Origin of the sequence: Nonomuraea sp. NPDC050733 (assembly GCF_040654215.1) — a bacterium.
Lineage (GTDB): Bacteria > Actinomycetota > Actinomycetes > Streptosporangiales > Streptosporangiaceae > Nonomuraea.
This window is the reverse complement of record NZ_JBFAHO010000023.1, coordinates 83,732-100,152: the sequence shown is the minus strand read 5'-3', so window position 1 is coordinate 100,152 and position 16,421 is coordinate 83,732. Positions and strand designations below refer to the sequence as shown.

Below are 16,421 nucleotides of genomic sequence, written 5' to 3'. Positions count from 1 at the left end.
CGAACCCGTCGGAGTGGCGGCCCATCACGTCCCACCCCTCGCGGTCAGCCACAGCCCAAGCAGGAGCAGCACGAACGGGGCGATCAGTGACGTGAAGACGCTCGTGATCAGCAGCTTGCGGTCGGCCAGCTTCTGCTTCTTGTCGGCGTCCCACTCCGCCCGCAGCTTCGTGACCTCTTCGTCCTGCTCAGCCTTGAGGTCGGCGATCTCCTGCTTGAAGTCGTCGAACTGCCTTTGGATGGCCGCCTGGTAGGCGTGAAAAAGGTCGGTCGGCACCACCCTGTCCAAGCGGCTGTTGAGGTTGGCGAACCCGCTCTCCAGGCTCCTGCGAAGAGCCTCCATGCTGCGGTGCAGCTCCCACGGCGTCGGCGAATCGGGCACACAACGCTCCTCGCGTGTAGGGGGTGCCGCCCGCGCTCCCTTCGGGCGAAGCGCAGACCCGCACGGGCGGCACGATCGTGGAGCCGCTCAGGTCACGCGGCCGGGGCGCTGGGAGGACGGCCGCTGCCGGGGGTCGACGTCGACCACGAGGACCTTCACCAGGAACTCGCCGGCGGCGCGGTGCTCGTCGGTCTCCACCACCTCGGCGGTGATGGGCGTGCCGTACTCGCGGGCCGCGCGCACCGCCTGCTCGGTGGCGTCCTCGTGCGGCGTGGTCGCGGAGAAGCCGACCTTGAGCACCTGGCCGACGACGGAGCCGGAGGCGGCAAGCTCCTCGGCGGCGCGCTGCACATCCTCCAGTCGGTCGAGGTCGAGTCCGCCGCGGCGGCCGAACAGCTTCCGGATCCGGCCCTTCTGCCGGGCGACTCGCAGCATGTTGGCGATCACCTCGTCCGGGGTGCCGGGCTCGTAGGGGCGTTTGTCCACGCGCGTCTCCTACGTGGTCAGGCGCCGGGCCCGCAGCAGCGAGCCGGCGTAGATGGTGGTGGCCACGCCTGCGGTGGTGGCCAGCTTCGCCCAGCGCAGCCGGAACGTGCCCGCCGTGGCGGCGACGCGCAGCACGCCGCGCGGCAGCGCCACCACCCGAGTCAGGGTGCCCTGCCCGACGCCGCCCGGCGCGGGCGTGTTGCCGAGCCCTTGCAGGGTGCGGGACACGGTGCCGTTGCTGGCCGTGATGTTGGAGCTGAGGCTGTCGGACATCCAGTCGAACGTGGCGCCGGACGGAGCCGAGAAGGAGATCTTCAGGTCGTCGCGGTCGTCCGCCTCGTAGATGAGCATGAGCTGGATCCAGTAGTCCGTGCCCGCCTCGACCGGGATGGACAGGTGGTTGTCGTCGGCCAGGGTCGTGGTGTTGTTCGTCTGGTCAGCCGTCTTGATGACGTGGACCTGCTGCAGCGGGTAGCGGTTCAGGTCGCTGGCGGGCGGGCGTTCGCCGTCCACCCAGTCTTTAATCGGCATCTATGGCACCATCCGCGAGATCATCAGCATGGAGCGCTGGAACACCCGGGTCGCGGTCGCCGAGCTGGTGCCCTGCGCCCAGCGCAGCCGGATCTGGCCGGCGGTCGCGCCGACCCGAAGCAGACCCTCCGGGAGCGCGAGCAGGTCGGTGCCGGCGCCCACCGCGCCGCAGATCTCGTCCTGGGTGGCGCTGCGCCGGCGCCGCCACAGGTCGTCGGCCGTGCTCGTGGCGGTGTCGGCCAGGCCGTTGGACGTCCACTCCAGCGTCGCCCCGGACGGGATGGACCATCCGATCCGCAGGTCACCGGTGGTGGCGCCGTCGTAGCGGATGAACGCCTCCACCCAGTAGGCGGTGTTCGCCGACACCGACAGCACCAAGTGGTCGTCGTTCTGCAGCGTGATGCTGGAGGTGATGGACTCGTCGGCCGGCTTAATGACGTGGGCCCGCTGCTGGAAGTACCGGTTGATGTCCGCCGACGTGGGCGGCGAGCCGACGACGAAATTCTTGATCGGCATGGCTATGCCTTCAGTCTGGTGAGCATCAGCATGGATCCGGCCTTGATGACGACCGAGGTGCCCGCCCCCGCAGTGGCCTGCGCGAAGCGCATCTGCAGGTTCCCCGCAGTGCCGCCAACCCGCAGCAGACCCTTCATCGCGCAGATCGCGTCCCCGCCAGAGCCGCCGATCGTGGCCACACTGCTCACGCCGAGCGCCGTGCGGGAAATGCGGTCCACCGCGTCCGCCGCGGCGAGCGCAATCCCGTTGTTCGACCACTCCATCGTCGCGCCCGCGGGCGCCGTCCACCCGAGCTGCATGTCGTTCGCGGTGGGCGCGTTGTAGATGACCAGGCACTCCATCCAGTAGTCGGTGTTGGCGGCCAGCGGCAGGATCAGGTGGTCGTCGGCCTGCACCGTGATGCTGTTGGTGACGGTCTCGTCGGCCGGCTTGAACACGTGCAGGCCCTGCACCCAGTACCGGTTCATGTCGGCCGCGTAGGCGACCTCGTCGAAGCCCCACGTCTTGAACGCCATCAGTACACCAGCGCGTTGGAGTCGACCCGGCCGAGCTGCGGGTGGCCGAGCGTCCAGAAGTTGCCGGCCTTGGCCGCGGCCTGCAGCACCCACGAGGTTTCCCACCGCGGTTCGTTCGTCGCCAGCCCGCGGATCTCGTGCTCGACGCCGCGCACGAACACCTCCCGCACAACGGTCTCGCCGCCGCCGACGGGCAGCCGCTCGACAACGATCCGGTCACCGATCTCCCGGGCGAGGACCTGCGGGAACAGCGCGAGCGGGTCACGCTCGGCGCGGATGACGAGGGTGTTGAACCGCAGCTCGGGCTCCCGGCTGACGGACAGGATCCACTGGGCCGCGGACAGCGCCTCCGCGTCCGACTGCATGACCAGGTCTTCGCGTTCGTAGGTCTTCGTGCGGTACTCGGCCCGGCTGTCTTCGTCGCTGGCGACCTGCGCGGCCGCCCCGCCCACCCGGGTGATGCGCACCAGGTTCGCCATCTGCTGCCGGTCGTAGGAGATGCCGACGTCGTGGTACGGCAGGCGCCCCTTGGCCGCGCCGCCCGCCCCGAAGCGGGCCTGCGGCGTGATGGACCGCTCGTCGGTCAGGATCGCCTGCCGGTTGCGGAACACCACCCGGCCGGAGGCGTCCTGGTACAGCTCGCCGATCTCGGTGTCGGCGGTGACCTGCAGCTCCGACAGGGCGTTGCCGTCCAACGTGGTGGCCTGCACCGTCGAGTTGCCTACCGCGATCTGCCGGTCGGCGGCCGGCCAGCCGATCGAGTCGAGGATCCGGTTGACGCGAGCACCGGAGTCCTCGCCCGCGCCCACGGCGGCGCCCGGCGCCCGGTCGTAGTCAGCGATCACGCCGAGGGCGTCGGTGCACGGCACCGTCACCTCGGAGTCGTAGGAGCCGGCCCAGTCCACCAGCCAGTCGTCGACGAACCCGGTGAACAGGTCGAAGGTGAACGAGCTCGACCGGGTGCTGGAGGAGTTGTGGGCGGTCCCGGTCCACGAGCAGGCAGGCTGCGAACCGTCACAGTAGGGGGTGGCTGCGGGCTTCTCCTCGGCCTGCACGGCGTCGACGTAGGCGACGATCTGGCCGTCGGCATGGTTGTTGTCCGTCCAGAACTGCACCTCGACGTCGTCCAGGGTGCCGGTCAGCGTGACGGTGCGGGTGATGCGGTACCAGGAGTCGGCGGTCAGCCCTGCCGTGTTGACGAACTGGAAGTCGCTGCCGGCCGCGCCCAACATGATCCCGGTGATCTTCGGGAACGAGGCGGCGGGGATGTAGACGTGCGCCGACAAGGTGACCGTCTCCCCCGCGACCGCGCCCCCGGCCACGCCGGTCGCCTTCGGCCCGTACAGGTTGAACGGCGGGTTGCTGGCCAGGCGCCGCACCTCCAGCGCGTAGCCGCCGAACCGGGACACGTCCGGCACGCGGCTGATCGCGGTGTTGGCCGACGCGGCCCACCCGGTCAGGTCCTTCTCGAACGACGGGTTCTGGATCAGGTTGGTGGTGGCGGTGAACGGAAAGCTGGCGCGGATCCGCACCGGTCGCATCGGCCGCACCCGGGTCCGGGTGCCGCCACCGACGAACGTCAACGCCTTCACAGCGAGGCTGGCCGTCGTGTACTGCTGCGACTGCAGGTCCGCCCACTCGGCCCAGCCGTCCTCCTGCGGCGGCGTCCACGTGGCCCCGGCGATCGACCCCCACGATCCGCCGGCCGCGCGGATCTCCAGGTCGTTGGAGGCGTGCGGCACGGTGGCCGGCGTGCTCATCACCGCCGCCTCGGGGTTGGACATGCTGGCCACCACCTCGGTGGAGGAGGTGTCCCAGTTGCGGACGGCGACCATGATGACGACCCCGTCCGCGCCGCTGTTCTGCGTGAACCCGTACGAGCTGGGCTCGCTGACGCCGAGCGTCTTGGCCCACACCTTGCAGTGGACGGTGTCCTGCCCCTCGGTGCGGGTGGCGATCGGGCTGCCCCACGCCGCGCCGCCGGTCGGGGTGCCCATGTCCGACAGGCTGCCGACGTCGGAGAAGTGGAAGACGATCAGCCGATGGCCGGCGGCGGCCCCGGACGGCTTCGGCGCGGAGAACGCCCCGGTCGTGCCGCTGGCCTTCGACGAGGCGTTGACCACGCTGGCCTGCTGGCCCGGCGCCGACTTGACGTCGACGGTCCAGCCCTGCCCGAAGTCGCAGCTCACGCTGCACGCCAGCTGCTTGATCCCGGAGTCGGCGGATCCGCCGGTCACGTACGGCCCGGACAGGTGGGTCGGGTCGAAGCGCCGGTCCCGGTTGTCGAGCACGAGCGTCGCGGTGCCGGTGTCGTAGCGCAGGATGGGCGACTCCACCCGCGACGAGCCGCGCTTGATCGTGACGTTGCGCAGCCACGGGGAGATGTCGGTCCACGCGCCGGTCAGCGCGAAATCCACCTCCGCGATGATCGTCGGATAGGTGGGGGCGGGCATCAGGCCGGAAGCTTCCTGCGCGAGCGCTCCATGTACGGCCCCAGCGCCTCGTAGATCTCCTTGCCGATCTCGTACCGGTTCGGGTGCGGCGGGATGTGGAAGTGGTTGTGGATCTCCACAGGCCGTCCGCCGCCGCCCTGCTCCATCTGCCGCTGCGTGAACACGTACTCGGGCTCTCGGGTGCCGTTGAAGGCGGCCGTCCAGCCAGGCGGCAGGATGCCGCCCTGGTCGAACTTCAAGCCGTACCGGCGGGAGAACAACCCGTTGTTGTAGCCGCGCGCCCCGGATCCGACGACCACGCCACGGCTCCCGCGGGACTCGACGTTGACCTTGCCCAGCGTGCCGGCCATGTGCCCGACCCCGGCGTCGCTGACACCCACCATGAACCCGGACTTGCGGTTGCGGACGAACCCGCCCGGCCCGCCGTTGGCGCCGAAGCTCCAGGTGGTGAACATGCGCTGGTAGGGGTTGCGGCCCTTGATGACGTTCAGGATGGCGCCCATGAACCCGCTGCAGTCGTATCCGCCCGGGCCGACGCCGCCCCACACGTACGGCTTGCCGTTCTGCCGTCGCGCCCACGCCAGCGCCTTCTGCACGCCCGGCCCGCCGAGCAGCAGCTTCGACAGCGCCTTGGAGATGCCGGTCCCCATGTTCCGGGCCCAGATCCCGTACAGCGCGTTCGCCCGGTTGGCCATCTTCTGCACCGACGACACGCCGCCGACCGAGCCCTTGACGATGACGCCGCCGTCGGCGAAGAACGCGCCCTCGCCGCCGAGCGCGTCGGGGCCGGTCAGCCACCGCCGCTCGACGCCCATCTCGCGGGCCACCGCCGAGACGCCGCCGCGGCGGGCGACCGCGTTCATCCGGTCGATGTAGGCCGGGCCGACAGCGCGCGTCCACTCCGGCCGCATGACGGCCTCGCCACCGGACAGGCCGAGCACGCCGCCCGTCGGCGAGGTGAACATGTGGATGTCCCGGCCGGGTGACCAGCCAGGCAGGATGCCGCCGGACGCCTTGAGCAGCGTGCCACCCTGGACCTTGTAGCCGATCAGCTCGCCGCCGGCGCGCACCTCGATGCGGACCTTCCGGTCCCTGATCCGGTTGGTGGCGGCGTTGATCTGGCCGGGCATCGTCACATAGCGGCGCACCAGCGCGTCAATCGCCTGCCTGGACAGCCCGGCCTTCTGCAGCACGCCCGTCAGCCGGTCCATGTGCCGCTTGAACGCGGCGTTCGCCACGTCCGTGCTCTTGCCTTCCTTGACCAGCTTGTCGGCGTGGTCGGCGGCGGCCCGGATCGCGTCGATGATGCGGCGGGTGTTCTCGCGGCTGGCCTTGGTGTTGATGTCGATCCGGCCCGTGCGCTCGTTGATCCGCAGGGTGCCCCGCTTGATCGCGCCGGACAGCTCGTCGATGCTGTCGCGGGCGCCGAGCGCCGCCAGGTCCGCATCGCCCGTGAGGCTGTTGAACCTGACCAGCTGCGCCACCAGGGTCTGCATCCGGCCGCTCGTCGACGAGGCCGCCGCCCCCATGTCCCGGATGCCGTCGGCGGCGGGGGTGGCTGCCGATGCGGTCCTGCCCATGGCCTGGCTGGTGCGGTGCGCGGACGCGACCGCCTGACCAAGCTCGCTGTTCTGGCCGCGCAGCGCGATCCCCAGTCGGGTGGCGCCCCGCGACAGCTCGTCGGTTCCCGCGCCGGCGACCTGCTCGCTCGCGGCGGCCTCTCGCAGTCGGTTCCCGTACGCGTCGAGCGCGCTGTTCACCTGGCCCAGGGCGGTCTTGTTGCCGAGCGCGGCGTCGGTGACCGTGCCGAGGTTCAGCCCGAGCTGCTGGGCCACCCGCAGCAGGCCCTCCTGCTCCAGGCGCTGCACCACCATCGCCCGGGTGTCGGCGGTGATCGCGCCGGACTGCTTGTCGAGCGTCTCGGTGAGGTCCTTCACCCGCTGGTCGGCCTCGGCCTGGCGCTGCGCGAAGACCGCGATGGCGCCGATGCCGGCGGCCAGGGCGATGCCCCACGGCCCTCCCAGCACCCCGGCGGCGCCGGCGAGCGCACCGCGGGCCTTCCCCACGCCATCGCCCACACCGGTCAGCCGGTCACGGAGACGGCCGATCGGGCCGTCGGCACCCTTCACCGCCGAGACCATGTGCAGCACGCCCGAGACGAGCCCGCCGAACTTGCCCGCGAGCGGGCCGATCACCAGGGCGAGGGCGAGGCCCTGCGTGACCACCCCCCGCAGCGGCTCCGGCAGCGAGGTGAGCAGGCGTGCGACCACACCGAGCGGGCCGGCCACGAGCGGCAGGACATCCGCCACGTCGGCCGCCACGTCACGCAGCAGCCGGAACGTATCCGCGATCTGCCGCTGGCCCTCCGCCGAGCGCACCCAGGCCGCAGCTTGCGCCGTCAGCCGCTCGATGGTGTCGAGCACCCCGTCGCCGGAAGCGTCCATCTGGCCGAACACGGACACCACGGTGCGCCCGATGTTGAGGCCGATTCGTCCCAGCTGGGCGAGGGTGTCGCCGGCCCGGTCCACGGTGCGCTCCAGCACGGCGGCGCCCCGCTCGCTCGCCAGAAAAGCGCCAGCGGCCTTGATCCCGTTGACGCCCCACGACGCCATCCGCTCGGCCAACGGCAGGCTCTTGACCGTCAACTGCGAGATCCCGGCCAGGGCGGGTCGCACCGCGCTGGCGAGGTTGGCCATGATGCGCGACGTGGACGAGAACGTGGCGTTGACCGCGCCCTTGGCCATGGGCGTCTGGCCGAACTTCAACGCCTCCCGCGCCCCCAAGTTGAACCCGGAGGCAACGCCGAGCATGCCCTTCCTGATCCCGGGGAGGAGATTCGCGGCCACCGGCTCCATCTCGCGGGCCAGGCCCCGGAACATGCGGCTTTGCACCTGCTCCTGGACGGCCTTGAAGGATCCGAACAGCCGGTCGGCTTCCTTCACGACGGCCCGCGCCGACGGAGACAGCTTGCTCAGCGCCTCCTCCAGCGCCTGAGCGTCTCCCCCGGCAACGGCGCTCATGGCGTCGCCCATGCCGATCAGACCCACCTTGAGCGTGGCCGTGGCCGTTTTGGCGGCCGCCAGCGCCCCCGGCATGGCCGCCACCGCGCCGACCGCGGGCAGCAGCGCCCCCGTCAACGCCACGGCGCTGCCCGCCAGAGCCGCCAGCCCGGCACCCGTGGCGGCGCGCCGCCCGATCACCCCGAGCCGCTTGTCGAGCTGCTGCAGCGCACGGTCGGCCTTCTTCAGCCCGGACTCGTTGAAGTCGACGCCGAGGACGATCCGCAGGTTACGCAGCACCCCCGCCATCGGCGTCCACCTCCTCGTCCTCGCCGTAGCCCTCGACCAGCCGGGCGTCCCAGCGCGGCATGAAGTCGCTCAGCGGTGCCGGTTTCGTCTTCGGCGGCCGGAACGAGTTGGCCACCTGCTGCGCGATCACCGCCGCCGTCCGGTCGAGCCGCGCCTCCACACCGATGGGCCCGTAGATCTCCTCGAACGCCCGCCACTCGGCCAGCTCCAGCGCCGACACGCGCTTGAGCAGCTCAGCGACGGGCATGCCGAAGGCGAGCGCTAGCCGGAAATATCCGAGTCGCTCGGGCCGTCGTCGAAACCCTCGACCAGCTCCCGGACGTCCTCGTCGTCACCCAGACCCGACAGCTTCAGCGCCACCTCGGTCAGCTGCATGAGGACGTACCCGGGCATCTGGCCGACCTTCAGCACGTCGCGCCGGTCGAAGAACTCGCTGCCGTCCTCGTTGATCGCCGAGGCGACGATGAGCAGCGCCATCGCGTGCTTGGACTGCCGCCGTGTCTTGCCCTTGACGTGCACGGCGGCGTCCTGCCACTCGTTGACCTCGTCGCCGGTGAGACCGCGCAACCGGATCGTCCCGACGACCTCGTTGTTCGGCGGCTTGCGGATCTGCACGTCCTCCCACGGGAGGTCCGCCGTCACCTGGAACAGCACGTCCTTGCTGATCAGCATGGGTGTCTCGCTCTCGCGCTTCGTGATGGATGCCTGGCCGGGCCGAGGGAAGGCGTCAGGCCGGGATGATGACGTTCTCGCCGGGCTCGTCGGTGATGGCGAACGAGAACACGGCCTTGACGGCCTCGTCGTCCTCAAACGGCTTGCCCACGGAGCCGACCGCGATGGGGAACACGTCGCACTTGCGTCCGGGCACATCGCCGGCGTCCATGCGGACCATGCACCCGGTGGTGTCGCGCGGCATGAGAGTGCGCGCGTCGTTGCCGGACGGGTCGAGGTAGATCGTCAGCGTGGAGTCCTCGGCGTCGATACTGCCGGGGATCTTGCCGGTGAACCGGCTGTTCACATCCGGGGTCGCCACGAAGTTCGAGGTGGTGGTCCACCCATCCCAGGAGGCGACTTGCTTGGAGATGTCCGTACCGGCGTTGATCTCCGCCCGGGTGATGGCGTTCTTGTTCGCCACGTTCGGGCAGAAGATCCACTTCAGGTTGCCCTTGGGGTAGTACCGGGTGACAGCCGCGATCGGCGTGGCAGGCATTACTCACCGTCCTTGGGGGTTGCGCGCCGACGCCGCGGCGACTGGTCGTTATCCGTGTCCGCCGGCGACGAACCACCGGTCGGCTCGTCTGCCGGATCGGGCGGATCCGCGGGGACCGCCGCAGCGGCCACGCGCTCCGCCTCCTCGGCGGTGAGGCCGGTCTCCACCAGTGCGGCGGCCACCTGGGCCTGCCGGTCCGGCGGGGCGACGAGTTCCCACCCGGCGCGCTGGTGGTGCGGCCACGCCGACACGGGCACCTCGATCACCCGGTGGCCGTCGTCGATTCGGGGGTGTCGGATGGACACCATCTCCAGCTCAGCCATCACATCTCCTTACGAGGCCGCGCCGATGACGACGATCTGGTAGGTCACGCTGCTGCCGGCGCCCGAGTTCGCGACCCGCAGCAAGTCGCCGGTGCCGGCGGTGACCGCGTAGCCGGTGGCGTCCGGCGCCGTCAGCGCCAGCAGACCGCCCGGCCGGACCGCGAGCGTGTGCGTCGCCGCCCCAAACGGGCCGACGAAGGCGTTGCTCGCGGCTGCGCCGATCACCACGTTGTTGGCGTTGGCCGCGCTCGCAGCCACGAACAGCGCCTTCACCCGGGCCAACGTGATCGCCACGCCGAACGGGTCCGTCAGCGTGCCCGCCAGGTCCAGGTCCTCGTTCGCGGACGCGGCCAGCGTCCGCTCGTCCGACCAGATCCTGTTGGCCTGGTTCAGACCGACGCCGTCGGCGAAACTCACCTGCCGCGCGAACGACAGCGGCGCCGACCCCGTCGTCAGGTCCAGCGGGCTGGTCAACTCGGCGGTCAGCTGCATCAGCAGCCGCGCACTCAGCGGCATGGCGACCCCTCTCCGGTCATCTGAAGCCGTGCTTTCTCGCCGCCGCCTCCACCGCGACGCCGATGTCTGTGTCGATCTGCGCCATCGAGGCCCGCGCCGCGGGGAACAGAAACGGGCGGGCTTGCTGGCGCACCCAGCGGCGGCGGTTGCCGAACACCGGGTGCCGGAAGGCTCCCGGGGTGCCGAGGTTCTCGTACGCGCGAGCGTGGGGGGCGCGTGCCTTGTTGACCACCAGGGCGACACCCGGGCGCCGCCGGGAGAACGACACGGACAGCCGGATCGCCCCCGGGATGCGCGTCGACCAGGAGGCATCCGCCCGCGCCTTGATCAACGCCTTCTGGCCCGCCAGACGCAGCGCCGGACGCAGCTCACGGCGGATGGCGTCCGGCAGCTTGCCCACGTCCCGGATCAGCTTGCGCAGGTCGTCGGTGTTGTTGCGGGGCACGGTCAGTCCGTCCACGCGTCGATGAGGATCACAAACCTCAGCTCGGCCTGGGCGCCCTTGTCCGTCTGCGTCTGGGTGAGCGACTCGGTCGACATCTGGGCCCGGGCCACCGCCCCGCTCAAGGTCGGGTCGGCGACGAGCTCGCCGGCCAGCGCGTCGAGCAGCTCGTACAGGGCCTGGCGGGTCTGCCGGGCGTCGGTGTCTCCCTTCAGCACGTACAGGTAGCAGCTGACGGCGTACGCCTCGTGCTCCGGCTCCAGGGCGGCCTGCTGGCGGGTGCGGGTCGACTCGACAGCCGCCTCGTCCTGTTGGCCGGTGAACCCGACGCACAGCATCGTGGTGTCGCTCGCCAGCGGGTACCCGTCCCACACCCGGACGCCGGGCAGCGCGCGGGTGCCGGCGGCCACGAGCGCCTCCAGGGCGGCGGGCACCGTCGAGACGGTCATGCGATCCCCGAGACGCGCTCGCCAAGCAGCTCAAGCGCGCGCCGGGGAACCGCGAACGCCTGCCGCGGATCCCACGTGTCCTCACCGCCGAACCTCGGCAGAGCGCTACCGCGCTGCGTCTCCCACAAGTGCTGGATGATGATCAGCGTGGCGAGGCGGACGTTCGGCGGCACCTCGGCCCGACCGGCCGTGTACGTCACCCGCACCGGGCCGGCGATCCACGCGCCGGTCCCACGCCGCAGCACACCGCTCGATCCGTCCACCTGGAGGTCAGCAGCGGCGAGATCCGGCACGCCAGGCAGCACCCCGGATGCCGAGGCCACCGACAGGACCGGGGTGTGGTGCAGCGCGATCGCGTAGCCGCCCGGATGCTCCTCGACGTACACACGGCGCAGGACCGCGCCGACGTGCCGCTCCACCGCCGCCGTGGCCGCGCGCACCACCTCGGCCAGCTCGACATCGTCGGCGCCCGTGGTGATGTTCAGGTGCGCTCTGGCGTCGGCCAGGCTGACCAGCCCCGCCGCGCTCCATTGCGCCGCAACGTCGAAAGGTGTCTCACTGACGCCGGTCGGGGACGTGGTGACCCAGCGGACCACGTGACGGCCTGGCTGCGCGGTGAGGTAGTCGTAGCGATAGACGCCGACCGAGTCCTTGGTCGGTGCGAGCGGCCCGTCCACCGTGCCGTCCGGCAACTGGATCGACAGCGAGATCGCCGACGGGTCGGTGAGGGTACTGGTGGCGTCCTGGACGGTCGTCGACAGGCGGGCAACGGCGCCCAACGCGTAGGTGGCCATGTGCCTTCCCTCAGGTGCTCTCGCTGGTGACGGTGGCGGTCTTGCTGGTGCCGGCTCGCAGGGACGCGACGCGGGTCGCGGTCGCCGCCACAGCGGCGGCCAGGCCGGACTCCGTGGACAGGACCGCCGGCGGTGCGGCGCCTCCAGCGCTGGGCACCGGCAACGGGATGTCCGTTTCCCATGCCTGGCCGAGCGTCGCGTACAGCCCGGTCGCCAGCCCATTGGCCGTGCTGGACTCGGCCGTACCGTTCAGCAGCCGGGTCTTGCCGACGGCGACGGCCAGGGCGAGCTCTGCCGCGGCGGCTGCGCCGGCCGTGAGGGCCTTTCGCCGGGCCAGCGCGGCGGCGAGGCTCTCCTCGACGGCTTGTCCGAGCGGCACCGCAGCGGCACCGCCGACCGGCCGCGCGAGGGCGTCCGCGGTTGCCTGGCCGACTGTGCGGGCCTTCCTGCGGGCCGCCTGTGTGGCCGTGGCGGCCTCGATTGCCGGGCCCGGTGTCGACGTCTTCCCTGGCCGGGCGCTGCCTGCGGTCGAGGCTTCGGGCGCCTGGCCGACCGGCTTCGCCCTCGCCCGGGCCACGGGGCCAGCGAGGTCGGTCTCGATGGCAGCGCCGGGCGTTCTGGTCTTCAGGCAGCCGGTCGGCTGTGCGGTGTCGCTCTCGACGGCTGAGTTCAGGCCCCGCGTCTTCGCCTCGACCACCGTGGTCGCCGCGTCGGCTTCGACCGCCGGGTTCGCCGGGACCGCGCGCCCGGCGAGGAGCGGGCGGGCCGTGACGCCCTCGGTCGCTGTGTTCGCCGTTCGCGCTTTCGCCGTGCCGAGGTGGGTGGCCGTCGAGGTGTCGACGGCGGGGCCGACCGTACGGCGGTGCGCCCGGGCCACCGCCGCGGCCGTGTCCGTCTCGGCCGGTTGGGCGAGCGGTCTGACCTTGGACCTGGCCAGCGTCGCGGCGATCTCGACCTCGACCGGCTGGCCCACGGCACGGGACTTGGCGGCGCGCACCGGCATGGCCGTGCCAGCCTCGGCCGGCTGGCCGAGCAGCCGTGTCTTCTGCCGCAGGAGCGGCTGTGCCGTAGCGGCCTCGACCGCCAGCCCGGGGCCGACCGACTTGGACGCAGCCAGCGTCGCGGCGGCGGCGTCCTCGACGGCCTGCCCGACCGCGGCCGTGACGCCCGACCGCGGGATGAACACCGCGCGGCGCCGCGTCCCCCACGAGATGGGCGGCCCATCCTCCGTGGACGTGCCGGACCCGCCGGTCAGCGCATTGCCGTTACCGCTGTAGTCGGCGGTCTCCGGCAGCAGCAGCGGATACCAGGCGCGCAGCCCCGCTGTACGTGCCGGCTGGTACTGCCACAGCTCCTGCTCGACCTCGGCGAGCGTCAGCGTGACGCCGGTCCACAGTTTGAGCGCGGCGACGGCACCGTTCAGCCACAGCCCGTTCGCGGGATGCTCGCCGATACGCAGGTTCGCTGCGGTCGTGCTGGTCGAGAACGTCGACCAGGTGACGGTTGTCCACGAGGTACCGGTCGCGGCGCGCATCCACAGCGTGCCGGACGCGCCGTTGACGGCGACCGCCGCGAAGTGCCAGGTGCCCACGGCCATGTTCAGGCCGTTGCCGGAGGCGGCGCCCTCGTCGAACACGCGGAGCGTGGTGCCGTCGGTGTGGGTGCAAAGCACCAGGTAGTCGGTGTTGCCGTTGTCGACCGACCAGATCGTCGAGTTCGCGTTCCGATCGACGGAGATCTTCAGCCAGCAGGTGACCGAGACTTGCGACTGGGCGCCTAGCGCGAGCGAGCGCGTGTAGTCCTGGGCGTCCGCCGAGAACCGGACCGCCACGACCGCCCCCGATCAGATGTCGGAGTAGGACAGGACGGCCTTCTTCAGCCAGGCGTCACCGGCCAGCGTGTCGTTGGCGTGCGCGCCGAGCCGCGCGATCCGCACCCACACCTCGTCCAGGGCGGCGATGCTGTCCAGCGACGCCCCCGACAAGGAGACCGTGGCCCGGTGCAGGCGCTTCGCCGTCGTCCCCAGATGGGTGTCGTCGACCGCCACGGCGGTCGCGTACGCCTTCGTCTCCGGGTCCTGGCTGTCCGCCTCCGGCGTGATCGCCGCGATGGCGACCTCCCACCGGACCACGCCGGACGTGGCCGTGGCCGCACCCCAGATCAGGTCCACGGTGATGTTGCCCGACCCGTACGAGAAGGCGGTCACCTCCCAGTAGGCCGTCTCGGTGGCCGCCGCGTCGTACGCCAGCCACGACACGGGCCCGTTGGTGCCGTTGTTCTTCGTGAACTGCGGAAACGCCGCCGAGCCGTACTTGGCCTCGTCCGGGTGAAGCTCGCGAGAGACGGTCCCCATCTACCCGTCCTCCTCCGCCCGCAGCCGGCCCGACCGCCGCATCAGGATGTACGTCAGCACCTCGTACTTCATCGCGGTGGTGAGCTGGGCCCTGGCCGGCTGCGGGATCGCCGCGTTGAAGCTGGTGACGTTGGCGTCCAGCCAGTCGTCCATCGCCGCCACCGCCGCCGCGAGATCGGCTTTGGTGACGGCAGGCAGCGCGATGGTGTTGTCCCGCATCCACTGGTTCAGCACCCTGGTGCGGTTGACGGCGGTCAGCGCCATCACTGCGCCCTGAAGATGCCGCTCGCGGCGATCTGCGCCGTCACATCCGACCCGTCCGGGGTGATGCTGAAGTCGTGCTTGTGCAGCGGCACAATCGCCGAGTCGGTGCCGGCGCCGGTGTCGCCGTCGTAGCAGAACAGCAGCGCGCCGATCGGGTTCCCGGCCGCGCCCGTCCACACCTGGTCGGGGCAGTCGATGTCCAGCCTGTTGTTGGTGTCGTCCACCGTGATCGTGATCCCGGAGGTGATGGTCTTGCGGCCCATCGTGGTCTGCTCGTTGGTCGGCCCGGCCAGCAGCGCGGCGAGGTCGTCGTAGTCGCGCAGCGTGGCGTCCGCCTCCAGGCCGGTCGCCTCCAGCGGCACGACCACGATCGCGTCGGCGGCGGCGGGCAGCTCCCAGTAGTACTTGACCTTGCCCAGCGCGATGTTCATCACCACGTCGGCCACGGCTCAGCCCTCCTTCGCGGGCCGCTTCGCCGGCTCGGCCAGGCGGCACCGCCACGCGGTGAAGTTCAGCTTCGGCTCGCCGTCGCCGTCGGTTGCGCCGTCGAACGGCTCGAACCCGTCCAGCTCGTACGTGATCGGGCCTCCCTCCAGGTGCAGGGTGACCTGCACGCTCACCAGGCCGGCGTCCAGCTCACGCTGGATGAACCGCGCCGACAGGGTGTGCTCATCGGGCAGCGAGCCCGCCATGCGGACGCTGCCGTCTCGGTTGCGCCGCAGGACCATCGTTCGTTCCGGCATCATCGGCCGCCTCTCCGCGTCGAGGCCCGCTGCCGCGGCCGCCGGTCCGCTGCGTCCTCCAGCGGCGGCGGCTGCGGCACTTCCTCGTCCTGCACCTGCGTGCCAAGCCGGCGCAGCTCCGCGGCCACTTGCGCGGCTCGGTCGGCCTTACCCGCCCGCAGGTAGCCGTCCCGCTCGCGGTGCAGCGCCTCGATGTGCGCCTCCTCGGGCGTGGCCACCTCGATGTAGTCGGTGCCGCCGGTCCGCACGCTCTGGACCGGGATCTGCTCCGGCATGGCCTGCTCCCTACTTGTCGGACTTGGTCGAGCGGGTCGCCCGGGTCCGTGACCTGGTGCCCGTGTCGGCCGCGGCGGCGGCCTCCTCGGCCTTCTCCGCGGTCTTGTCCTCGACGAACTCGGCGAGCTCCTCCTCGGCCTCAGCCGTGGTCTTGCCGTCGTACGTCTCGGCCCGCTCGACCGCCTTCGCGGTCTCCTCGCCGGGCGTCGGGCCCGGGGTGGCCAGCGGCGCGCCGTGCACCATCGAGCCGGCCGCGGCGCGGTCGGCGGCGGCGCGCCGGTTGTCCTCCAGCTGCCGCTCGGACTGGGCCGTACCGTCTGGGTGGACGTAGCCCTCCTCGCCAGGCCGCGGCCAGTCGGATCGGTCCTGCTGCTCGGCCGCCCGCTCGGGAGAGGTCGTCTCGTCCTTCTTCTCAGCCATGAGATCTCCTTGGCCAAAAGCGAAAGGGGCCGACTTCCGTCAGCCCCTTTCGATCGCTTGTTGATTCAGAACAGCGTCACCGGCTTGCTGTCCAGAGCCGCCCGCACAAGTTCCGGGTAGTGCTCAACGACCCACTCGACGAGATCCTCCGGGCGTTGCCCCTTGGGCTGCGGAGAGATCCAGACTTCGAGATTCTCTATCCGGTTGTCGTGCTTGATGCCGTTGCGGTGGTGGACGTATTCCCACTTCTCCAGCGGGCGCCCAATCGCCACTTCCATGACGGCCCGGTGTTCCAGGAAGGTACGCTTCCCCCGCTTGAAGCGGCGATATCCCTGCTCTGTCAGGTTGTTCCGCTTCTGCCTCTCCGGCTCTGGCCCTCCAACATCCCCTCGACGCCTGCGTCTCCAGGCATGCATCAGGCAGTGGTCGGCGTCGCTGTAG

23 protein-coding genes are annotated in these 16,421 nt (G+C 71.1%); all 23 read right to left on the bottom strand.

Annotated features, from left to right (window positions below; translation table 11 throughout):
- Window positions 1–24: 24 nt before the first annotated feature.
- Window positions 25–381, bottom strand: coding sequence for a hypothetical protein (locus AB0H64_RS29535; protein ID WP_357631008.1), 357 nt, complete (start codon window positions 379–381; stop codon window positions 25–27).
- A gap of 87 nt (window positions 382–468) precedes the next feature.
- The gene (locus AB0H64_RS29530) at window positions 469–867 is read right to left on the bottom strand and encodes a hypothetical protein (RefSeq protein ID WP_357631005.1); all 399 of its coding nucleotides are present in this window, start codon (window positions 865–867) and stop codon (window positions 469–471) included.
- A gap of 9 nt (window positions 868–876) precedes the next feature.
- Window positions 877–1,398, bottom strand: coding sequence for a hypothetical protein (locus AB0H64_RS29525; RefSeq protein WP_357631002.1), 522 nt, complete (start codon window positions 1,396–1,398; stop codon window positions 877–879).
- Window positions 1,399–1,914 carry a hypothetical protein gene (locus AB0H64_RS29520; RefSeq protein WP_357630999.1) on the bottom strand — a complete coding sequence of 172 codons (516 nt, stop codon included), beginning with the start codon at window positions 1,912–1,914 and terminating at the stop codon, window positions 1,399–1,401.
- A 2-nt stretch (window positions 1,915–1,916) separates the two neighbouring features.
- Entirely contained in the window at window positions 1,917–2,429 is a 513-nt protein-coding gene (locus AB0H64_RS29515; RefSeq protein ID WP_357630996.1) for a hypothetical protein, read from the bottom strand.
- Entirely contained in the window at window positions 2,429–4,882 is a 2,454-nt protein-coding gene (locus AB0H64_RS29510; protein ID WP_357630994.1) for a hypothetical protein, read from the bottom strand. The genes AB0H64_RS29515 and AB0H64_RS29510 overlap by 1 nt, the downstream gene beginning before the upstream one ends.
- Entirely contained in the window at window positions 4,882–8,190 is a 3,309-nt protein-coding gene (locus AB0H64_RS29505; RefSeq protein WP_357630991.1) for a hypothetical protein, read from the bottom strand. The genes AB0H64_RS29510 and AB0H64_RS29505 overlap by 1 nt, the downstream gene beginning before the upstream one ends.
- Window positions 8,171–8,437 (bottom strand): hypothetical protein, encoded by a 267-nt coding sequence (locus AB0H64_RS29500; RefSeq protein WP_357630989.1) that lies wholly within the window; start codon window positions 8,435–8,437, stop codon window positions 8,171–8,173. Before AB0H64_RS29500 ends, AB0H64_RS29505 begins: the two co-directional genes overlap by 20 nt.
- Window positions 8,438–8,451: 14 nt before the next feature.
- Window positions 8,452–8,862 carry a hypothetical protein gene (locus AB0H64_RS29495; RefSeq protein WP_357630986.1) on the bottom strand — a complete coding sequence of 137 codons (411 nt, stop codon included), beginning with the start codon at window positions 8,860–8,862 and terminating at the stop codon, window positions 8,452–8,454.
- Between the two features lie 55 nt (window positions 8,863–8,917).
- A complete protein-coding gene (locus tag AB0H64_RS29490; protein ID WP_357630984.1) occupies window positions 8,918–9,400 on the bottom strand; it encodes a hypothetical protein in 483 nt (160 codons plus the stop codon).
- Complete coding sequence (locus tag AB0H64_RS29485) at window positions 9,400–9,723, bottom strand: hypothetical protein (RefSeq protein WP_357630981.1); 324 nt, start codon at window positions 9,721–9,723, stop codon at window positions 9,400–9,402. The genes AB0H64_RS29490 and AB0H64_RS29485 overlap by 1 nt, the downstream gene beginning before the upstream one ends.
- 9 nt (window positions 9,724–9,732) lie before the next feature.
- Window positions 9,733–10,239: a hypothetical protein gene (locus AB0H64_RS29480; RefSeq protein ID WP_357630978.1), complete on the bottom strand. Its 507-nt coding sequence runs from the start codon at window positions 10,237–10,239 to the stop codon at window positions 9,733–9,735.
- 16 nt (window positions 10,240–10,255) lie between these two features.
- Window positions 10,256–10,699, bottom strand: coding sequence for an HK97 gp10 family phage protein (locus AB0H64_RS29475; RefSeq protein WP_357630975.1), 444 nt, complete (start codon window positions 10,697–10,699; stop codon window positions 10,256–10,258).
- Window positions 10,687–11,130: a hypothetical protein gene (locus AB0H64_RS29470; RefSeq protein ID WP_357630972.1), complete on the bottom strand. Its 444-nt coding sequence runs from the start codon at window positions 11,128–11,130 to the stop codon at window positions 10,687–10,689. The genes AB0H64_RS29475 and AB0H64_RS29470 overlap by 13 nt, the downstream gene beginning before the upstream one ends.
- On the bottom strand, window positions 11,127–11,924 hold the full coding sequence (locus AB0H64_RS29465; protein ID WP_357630969.1) for a hypothetical protein: 798 nt from the start codon (window positions 11,922–11,924) through the stop codon (window positions 11,127–11,129). Before AB0H64_RS29465 ends, AB0H64_RS29470 begins: the two co-directional genes overlap by 4 nt.
- 10 nt (window positions 11,925–11,934) lie before the next feature.
- Window positions 11,935–13,755, bottom strand: a complete 1,821-nt coding sequence (locus AB0H64_RS29460; protein WP_357630967.1) for a hypothetical protein — start codon at window positions 13,753–13,755, stop codon at window positions 11,935–11,937.
- 12 nt (window positions 13,756–13,767) lie between these two features.
- Window positions 13,768–14,277, bottom strand: a complete 510-nt coding sequence (locus tag AB0H64_RS29455) for a hypothetical protein (protein WP_357630965.1) — start codon at window positions 14,275–14,277, stop codon at window positions 13,768–13,770.
- The gene (locus tag AB0H64_RS29450; protein WP_357630962.1) at window positions 14,278–14,541 is read right to left on the bottom strand and encodes a hypothetical protein; all 264 of its coding nucleotides are present in this window, start codon (window positions 14,539–14,541) and stop codon (window positions 14,278–14,280) included.
- Window positions 14,541–14,987, bottom strand: coding sequence for a hypothetical protein (locus tag AB0H64_RS29445; RefSeq protein ID WP_357630960.1), 447 nt, complete (start codon window positions 14,985–14,987; stop codon window positions 14,541–14,543). Before AB0H64_RS29445 ends, AB0H64_RS29450 begins: the two co-directional genes overlap by 1 nt.
- A 3-nt stretch (window positions 14,988–14,990) precedes the next feature.
- Complete coding sequence (locus AB0H64_RS29440; protein WP_357630957.1) at window positions 14,991–15,287, bottom strand: hypothetical protein; 297 nt, start codon at window positions 15,285–15,287, stop codon at window positions 14,991–14,993.
- Window positions 15,284–15,559: a hypothetical protein gene (locus AB0H64_RS29435; protein ID WP_357630955.1), complete on the bottom strand. Its 276-nt coding sequence runs from the start codon at window positions 15,557–15,559 to the stop codon at window positions 15,284–15,286. The genes AB0H64_RS29440 and AB0H64_RS29435 overlap by 4 nt, the downstream gene beginning before the upstream one ends.
- A 10-nt stretch (window positions 15,560–15,569) precedes the next feature.
- On the bottom strand, window positions 15,570–15,980 hold the full coding sequence (locus tag AB0H64_RS29430) for a hypothetical protein (protein WP_357630953.1): 411 nt from the start codon (window positions 15,978–15,980) through the stop codon (window positions 15,570–15,572).
- A gap of 65 nt (window positions 15,981–16,045) precedes the next feature.
- A complete protein-coding gene (locus AB0H64_RS29425) occupies window positions 16,046–16,396 on the bottom strand; it encodes an HNH endonuclease (RefSeq protein WP_357630951.1) in 351 nt (116 codons plus the stop codon).
- Window positions 16,397–16,421: the final 25 nt, after the last annotated feature.